Source organism: Polaromonas sp. P3_C2, assembly GCF_056402675.1.
Window position 1 is genome coordinate 1 of record NZ_JBFUGX010000477.1, and the last position, 3,231, is coordinate 3,231.

Sequence of the window (3,231 nt, forward strand, 5' to 3'; positions counted from 1 at the left end):
CTTGCCGCCCATGCCGGCGCCGGGCGCGTCGCCCGGCAGCACCACGCTGGCGCCGTCCTTCAGGCGGTCGGCGCCTTCGGTGATCACGCGCTCACCGGCCTTCAGCCCGGAGGTGATCACGATTTTTTCGGCTGTGGCCTGGCCGCGCTGCACTGGCCGCAGGGACACCGTACGGTCGGCGGCGTTCAGCACATAAACGTAGTCCCCGGTGCTGCCCAGGCGTACGGCGGTGACGGGCACCACCACCGCGTCTTCCAGTGTTTTGACCTGCAGCTGCACGTTCACGAACTGGCTGGGGAACAGCGTGAGCTTGCTGTTGGCAAAGCGCGCCTTGGCCCGGACGGTGCCGGTGGTGGTGTCCACCTGGTTGTCGAGCGAGGCAAAAACGCCGGTATCGAGGGTGGCGGTGCGCGTGCGGTCCAGCGCAACGACTTTCATGGCAGTGCTTCCAGCGGCGTTTTGCTGCAGCTCGCCCGCCCGGTCCTGCGGGACGGAGAAGACCACGTCAATCGGGCTGACCTGGGTAATCAGCGCAATGCCGTTGGCGTCGCTGTTGCTCACCACATTGCCGATGTCCACAGTGCGCAGGCCCACGCGCCCGCTGACGGGCGCCACCACGCGGGTGTAGCCCAGGTTGAGTCGCGCTGTGCCTTCATTGGCCTTGTCGATGACGACTGTGCCTTCCAGCTGCTTGACCAGTGCAGCCTGCGTGTCGACTTCCTGCCGTGCAATCGAGTCCTGCTCGAGCAGGGTCTTGAAGCGCTGCAGGGTGACGCGGGCGCTGTCAAGTTGCGCCTCGTCGCGCTGGCGCTGGCCCACGGCCTGCATCAGCGCCATTTCAAACTGGCGCGGGTCGATGGTGGCCAGAAGTTCACCGGCCTTGACCATCTGGCCTTCCTTGAACAAAACCTTTTCCATCACGCCGGAAACCTGTGGCCGCACCCTGACCGTGGCCTGGGGAGTGACGGTGCCCAAGGCTTCCAGGACGATCGGGATGCTGGCCTTCTCGGCCGTGGCGACGCCTACCGTGGTGGCTGGTGCACCGCGCCTGAAGGCTCCGCCAGGACCGCCCGGGCCGCCGCCCGTCTGGGTGTCTGTGGAAGGGTGGGTCAGGTGCCAGGCCAGCCAGCCGGTGCCGGCCAGTGCCAGCACGGCGATCACGCTGCCGATGATGGACGCGCGGCGGCTTAGTCTTCTACGGGATGGGGTAGGGGCGCCGCTTTCCGGCGTCTCGGCTTTCGGGTCCATCAGCTGTCCTTGGTGCCCGCTGCGCCAGACGGGCCGGCACAGCATTTTTTTGTGTTTGATGGTGATTCATGCGCCGGCAGCCAAAGCCCTCGGGTCCACCTGACGGCGCTCAATAATTATCACTGCAAGCCTCGGCGGCGCAGATAAAGCGCCTGAAAGAGGCGCGTAAATATCCGGTAAAGCGGCGATTGGCCTACACGACTTCGGGCAATAACAGGTGCGGGGCTTGAGTTTGCCGATTGCTATCGTTTTAATAGCTGCTTGCGCCTGTTGCTATTGGGCTGCAGCCATTCTTTCCAGATTCCGGTATTTAGCCCAGCAGCGCCGCCGCTTCGGCGAAGGACGGCATGCCATCGATGGCGCCGTGCCGCGTGACCGACAGTGCGGCAGCCGCATTGGCCCACTGCATGGCAGCAGGCAGCATTTCTCCGCGTGCCAGCGCGGCGGCCAGCGCGCCGGTGAAGGTGTCGCCCGCGCCTATGGTGTCGCGCACGGCCATGCGGCGGCCCGGCAGTGAAACGGGCGGCTTGCCGGCCTGGAAGAGCCGGCAGCCGGAAGCGCCCAGCGTGACGAGCACGGCGCGTGTACCACGGTTGAGCAACTGCAGGGCAGCGTCGTCCACCGAACCGGCATGCGCTGCACCGGCCAGCAGGTAGAGTTCGTTTTCATTGGGAGTCAGCACATCGACCAGCGCCAGAAGTTCGTCAGGCAGCGGTCGCGCAGGTGCGGGGTTCAGGATGGTGATGGCCCCTGCGCCGCGGGCCAGACGAAAGGCTTCCAGCGTGGCGTCTGCAGGCACTTCGCACGAAGCCATCACGACGCGGCAAGCGCCCAGTACCTCATGCGCTGCCTGCGCATGGCGCGCAGCCAGGCCGGTGCCGGCACCGGGATACACCGCAATGCTGTTGTCGCCGTCCTCGTAGACGAGGATTTGCGCAACACCGCTGCGCTCATCGGCTACCTGTTCGACGTGCGTGGTGACGACGCCTTCCTCATGCCAAAGCTTCATCCCCATGCGTCCGAAGTCGTCGTCCCCGATACGTGCGATCAGTGCCACGCGCGCACCCTGTCGGGCAGCAGCCACTGCCGCATTGCTGCCCTTGCCGCCCGGGCTGATGCTGAAATCGCTGGCCATCAGCGTTTCCCCGCGCGCGATGGGCCGCTCGACGCGGGAGATCAGGTCGGCGTTCCAGCTGGCAACGCAAACGACACTGGCGTCTTCGTTGGCCCTGGCGCTCATTTATTTGGCTCCATAGCCCATGGTTTGCGGCAGCCACAGCACAATTTGGGGAAAACACGTCATGGCCAGCAACAGCAGCAGCAGCATGACGAGGAAAGGCCAGCCTTCCTTCATCATTTCGCCGATGGGAATGCCGGTAAGGGCTTTCGTCACGAACAGCAGCATGCCGAAGGGCGGGTGGATCAGCCCGATCATCATATTGAGCACGACCAGCACGCCGAAGTGCACCAGGTCCACGCCCAGCAGCTTGGCCGCCGGCAGCAGCATGGGCACAAACACCAGCAGCAGCACTGACACATCGAGGAAGCAGCCGAGCACCAGGAACATGACGTTCACCATCAGCAAAAAGCCGATCTGCGAAAAATGCATGCTGTCGACCCACGCGGCCATGGCCTGCGGCACGCCTTCGGCGGTGAAGGCGTAGTTGAGCATGAAGGAGCCGGCCAGGATCATGGTGATCACCGCGCTGGCGCGTGTGGATTCCATCACCACGACCCAGAAGCTGCGCCACGTCAATGCGCGGAACACCAGCGCCGCCAGGATCAATGCATGCAGCGCGGCCACGGCGGCGGCTTCGGTCGGCGTGAAGATGCCGGAGTAAATGCCGCCCAGCAGCACGATGGGCATCGACAACGGCAGTGCACCACGAAAGATCAGGCCGGCCCATTCCGAGCGTGGCACAGGTTCGTCGCGCGGCATGTTGCGCTTTTTGGCGATGACCGCGACCACGCCCATCATCAGCC

The 3,231-nt window shown here is 64.8% G+C and carries 3 protein-coding genes; all 3 read right to left on the minus strand.

What is annotated here, in order from left to right:
* Window positions 1–1,248 (minus strand): efflux RND transporter periplasmic adaptor subunit (locus tag AC1DWI_RS17435; RefSeq protein WP_477725306.1); only part of this gene is annotated, 1,248 nt, incomplete at its 3' end.
* A gap of 310 nt (window positions 1,249–1,558) precedes the next feature.
* Window positions 1,559–2,488: a ribokinase gene (locus tag AC1DWI_RS17440; protein WP_477670930.1), complete on the minus strand. Its 930-nt coding sequence runs from the start codon at window positions 2,486–2,488 to the stop codon at window positions 1,559–1,561.
* The coding region (locus tag AC1DWI_RS17445) for a TRAP transporter large permease (protein ID WP_477725307.1) at window positions 2,489–3,231 on the minus strand (743 nt) is incomplete at its 5' end.

Coding starts and splice junctions, on each gene's coding strand:
- AC1DWI_RS17440 (WP_477670930.1), bottom strand. CDS start 2,488: ATGAGCGCCAGGGCCAACGAAGACGCCAGTGTCGTTTGCGTTGCCAGC.